General features: G+C 57.4%; 4 protein-coding genes. 1 reads left to right on the top strand and 3 read right to left on the bottom strand.

Annotated features, from left to right (window positions below; all coding sequences use genetic code 11):
- Positions 1 to 167 precede the first annotated feature (167 nt).
- The 3 genes from AC1DJT_RS34855 to AC1DJT_RS34845 all read right to left on the bottom strand — a co-directional run bounded on the left by AC1DJT_RS34855 (position 168) and on the right by AC1DJT_RS34845 (position 2,457).
- Positions 168 to 1,166, bottom strand: a complete 999-nt coding sequence (locus AC1DJT_RS34855; protein ID WP_476770966.1) for a hypothetical protein — start codon at positions 1,164 to 1,166, stop codon at positions 168 to 170.
- 338 nt (positions 1,167 to 1,504) lie between these two features.
- Entirely contained in the window at positions 1,505 to 2,041 is a 537-nt protein-coding gene (locus AC1DJT_RS34850; RefSeq protein WP_476835877.1) for a hypothetical protein, read from the bottom strand.
- 185 nt (positions 2,042 to 2,226) lie between these two features.
- The gene (locus AC1DJT_RS34845; protein WP_441508867.1) at positions 2,227 to 2,457 is read right to left on the bottom strand and encodes a hypothetical protein; all 231 of its coding nucleotides are present in this window, start codon (positions 2,455 to 2,457) and stop codon (positions 2,227 to 2,229) included.
- A 329-nt stretch (positions 2,458 to 2,786) separates the two neighbouring features.
- Between AC1DJT_RS34845 and AC1DJT_RS34840 the strand changes: the two genes are divergently transcribed.
- Complete coding sequence (locus AC1DJT_RS34840; protein WP_441508866.1) at positions 2,787 to 3,245, top strand: helix-turn-helix domain-containing protein; 459 nt, start codon at positions 2,787 to 2,789, stop codon at positions 3,243 to 3,245.
- Positions 3,246 to 4,165 lie beyond the last annotated feature (920 nt).

The raw sequence follows: 4,165 nt of genomic DNA, 5'->3' as shown, positions 1-4,165 counted from the left end.
GCGCACACCTCAGGCATCCCAATAGCGCGTTTGCACACGGCCTCGGTGGTTAGCGGAAGTCAGGCCGAACTCAATCGAGGGGCCGGATCGCATCCTTAGCGGAAGTTGGTCCGAACTCGGAAACCGGGCAATTCTCGCCGACTAGCACCGGCGCCTAGTCTCGCCCCTTAGCGTGCGTTCGACACGGGGCGTAATGGGGCGCTCATGGCGTGAGCGACCGCGATGGCGATTTTCTGCCCTACGGCACTTTCCAGTTCGATGAGGTTCCCAGAGTTCAGGTCGGCCTCGAAAATGGCAGACCAGAGAATGGCGGCCGTTTCTCCTTCGACGAGGCGGCTTGTTATTCTGAGCTTGTTATCGGCAGCCCGGATCATCCCCTCAAGGATGAGCCGGGCGCCGAGATGGCGCCTGGCAGCGGATGGTTGCGACGCCAGTGTGTCGGAAGCCTCGCTTCGAACAATGGTCAGTTCCCGAAACGAAGCGAGCTGTGAGAGCATCTCTTCGGAAAGACCGGCTGCGAAAACACTGGCCTCTGGCGTCGGTGACAGGTTGGCGAAGGGCTTTACAAAAAGCGAGGGGCCTAGGGGGCGTGCCGGTGATGCGGCCGGGCGGAACTGGTCTGTCATCCCGACGTATGCCACCAGGGTGCCAAATGCCAGTACAGCAGCCAAGCCGACGAGCCAGGGGCGTCTGAGCGAGGCGAAGAGGCGTGCGCGGGTTGGTGGCGTCGGCTCCGGGGCCGGGGATGCGAGAGGCTGGGCCAGCGTCTGATCGTCTATTCGCCGGGAGAAAAACGGTACGTAGCTTCCCTTAGGAATTTCGATCAGGACGGGGTCTGTCTTGCCCTCAAGGAAATAGTAAAGCTCCAAGGCGCGCCTGAGCCGCCCGGCCTCAATACGAACGACCGGATCGTTCAGAATGTCGATACTCGTATCCCGGCCGAAGACTTCGACCGCGACCGAGTAGGCTTTGATGCGCTCTGCCCGGCCAGCCAGCGTCTGTTCAACCACATAGGACAGAAACCGGCGGAGCCGATCGGGCGCCTTGAAATCCCGGCTCGCTAAAATGCGGAGCAGTTGCGCGCGGATATCGCTTTCGCATGGCGCTGACACCGGTTGTGATGACGCGGAATCTGAAACACAAGTCGATGTCGTTTGGCGTTTCATGGAGTTAATTCGCCTGCGCGCCGATCCCAGCCCATGCATGATGCCCAGGTCGGGAGAGCACACGCAACCACCGTCAGTGGTAATCGATCAAAATTCTACCCCTCAATATCCCTAGGGATACAATATTCGTCACTCAAAATCTCGTCTCATGCTTGGGGATATACAGAGGCTTGACGTTCCGTCTCACCATTGACAATCCGTCTCAGCAAAATCTTCTAAATTCGCTCCAAATCGGAATCTTGGGTCGTGCAGATAGCTGTTGCGACAGAGGCACTTCATGAGAACCCCGTGGTGACGATCGGCCTGCAATAAGCGCAGGCGATCGTGCGTCACCCGTCTCAGGCGACCAAGAACCGCGCGAGCCCGATAATTGCGAGCAATGCGGATAATCCGACCAAAGCCCACGGCAACAGTCGCAGCGCGAAACCTGGACCGATACGGATTGGCCGCAGGCTCTTACGAGGCCTTGGCTCGGCCAGCGGGACGGGACGCCTGCTGAAGCGAGGGGCATAACCGCCCTTCGGGATTTCGATGATGATGGGGTCGGAGCGGCCCGCGACGAAGTAATAACGCTCGATAGCATGTCGCAGGCGCCCGGCCTCGACCCGAACAATCGGGTCATTCTTCTGATCGAAACTGGCGGGGCGCMCAAACACCTCTACTGCGATCGAATAGGCGGTGATGTTCTTGGTGTGGCCAGCCAGCGCCTGCATGACGACGTAGATCAAAAAACGACGGAGCCGGTCCGGGACTATGAATTCTTCACTCGCAAGCATGCGAATGAGCGCATCCTGGACTTCATGGGCTCCAGGCGCGCCGGCAGCATCTGTCTTCGCCGTGGAACTGACGATGTTTCCCAAGGCGGGCAACTGCACGGCTTTGGCTCCTTTTGACGAGCCCGCACGTCTTCGGATAGTCGCCTCGCCCCGGCGCTTTGCTCTGGCCCATTTTCACAGATCAAGCTGCTCAAAGGGCCGGGGGTGGTTCTCGTCAATGCGCCACGCGAACATCGGTGAGTTGAACGATCTCGACGCTTAGTGCGCACGCGGCCGCCGCTCACTCAGTTTCGGCGCTCTTCGCGTCGTGTCGTGCGTCCGGTGCGGCGTTCAGTGCGGCGATCGTCACGTCCGGAGCGCCGATCCCCACGTCGCTCCATACCGGTGGTCTGCGCCTCAGAATGCGATGCTTTCAATACCACCGCGGCCCCTGCAAAAGCCAGTGCGGCCGCCGACCACAAGAAGGAAAGGCCGCTTCGACGTGTGATCCCTTCCGATATGTAGAATTGGCTCATGTCCGGGCTCCTCAGGTTCACTGAACCGCTTTTATCGCCCCCACCGTCCCTCCAGACCAACGTGTTTGAAGCCCTCGCCTGCGGGCGCAAGCCACGGCGAGAAAACCATCCGCGCCACTCATGGAACGCCGTTTATGGGCCTCGAAGATCTACCGCACAAGACAGTCCGGGATGCTTTCGCCGCCGCCTTGTACCGTTGCAGGCTCTCTCCGCTAATAAAGCTCCTTTGAAGAAACCGGGGCGACATTGGTCTGCTGACATTTCGCCCAGTATAATCAAGCAGATGGTTATCAGATCACCACAACATGGGGTTCCACATGGTTTCTTGCATGAAATTCGTAAAACGGCCCACTGCGATTGATCAATGTCTTGCTTGGCGCCTGCGCGAGCAAAGGCAACTGGCCGGATTAAGCCAGACGAAACTCTCGGAACAGTTGGGCATAACGTTTCAGCAGATCCAGAAATACGAGAAAGGATCAAACCGGATCAGTGCCAGCCGCCTGCAACAGATTGCGAATATCCTTCAGGTGCCGGTGGGCTACTTTTTCGAACAGGCGTCGACCGGACACGCAGCGACCCAGGAACCGTCGAAGGGAGAGGCGACTGCCGATGTCGCAGAATTGCTTGCGACAAACGAGGGGCTTCGTCTCGCCAGAGCCTTTTTCAAGTCCGACAATGCCGACACCCGCCAGCGGATCGTTGCCGTCGTCGAAGCGATGGCAAATGGAGATGTCGACGGGAGCCGTGGCGAAGTCTGCCATCCAGCGGGTGCCGAAAGTACGGCCTGACGCTTTGGCGACGATTGCAACCGCAATGCGATGACCTGACCCGAGGGGCGCGCGGGAACGTGCGCGGCCGTGTACTCGCCTCGTTGCCGGGTCGACGGCGGAAGGATTAACCAAACTCGATCTTCTCGAACATGTGGAATTAAATCATCATCGAYGGGACGCTATGTGTGTGCTCTTGTTTTGTTGCAGGCAAAAACCGAACATCCTTCGAAATCTTCGTCACCGCTTATTATTAATTGTTATGCCTACAAGGTTATTTATGAGGCAATAACATGTCGAATTCTGAGAATTCCAACAGACTTCGAGAATTTGAGAGAGATACGACTCATACATCCCGTCGACATTACCAATGGATACGAAATGAAGGCGACGAAAGTGATAGTTTCATTCGAGGCGTCCTCTGGGGCGCTCCAATTTCGCTATTGCTCTGGGGGTTGATTGTGTTTTCTTGGCTCTTCCTGGCTCGATGACCTTGCGGGGTTGCAATAAGGACTCGGATTTTCCTGTCTCCGATCGACAGTTCAGCGATCGCAAGATCTCTCGCCCTCCTCACTCGACGACACCCCCCCATCCATGCCACGACTTTTCAACGTTTCGGCCTGATGAGCTTTGCTGCGGACATCCGGGTTGAGTTGCCGCATGCAAGAGAGCCTTGGTGATAATTTTTGCCTAGTGGCGAAAATATCGCTTTCGGGATTATTTGATGACAGACAGTAAACCTCTCCGATTATTTGGGTTCCCGACTGCTTTCTGATGTGCAACCGATAGGTTGGCTAACCCTGACCTCGGAGGACACCATGCGAATAGGACTTGTATCCACCGCCGTCCTTGCAACCTGCCTGGCTACGTCTGCCTTCTCCGCCGATCTTTCCAGCCGCCAAGCGCCGCCTCCCCCGATCGTCTATGCTCCMGTCTTCACC

The sequence above is a fragment of the Allobosea sp. 05T422_2 genome (genome assembly GCF_056396265.1).
This window is presented reverse-complemented; position numbering and strand designations above follow the sequence as displayed.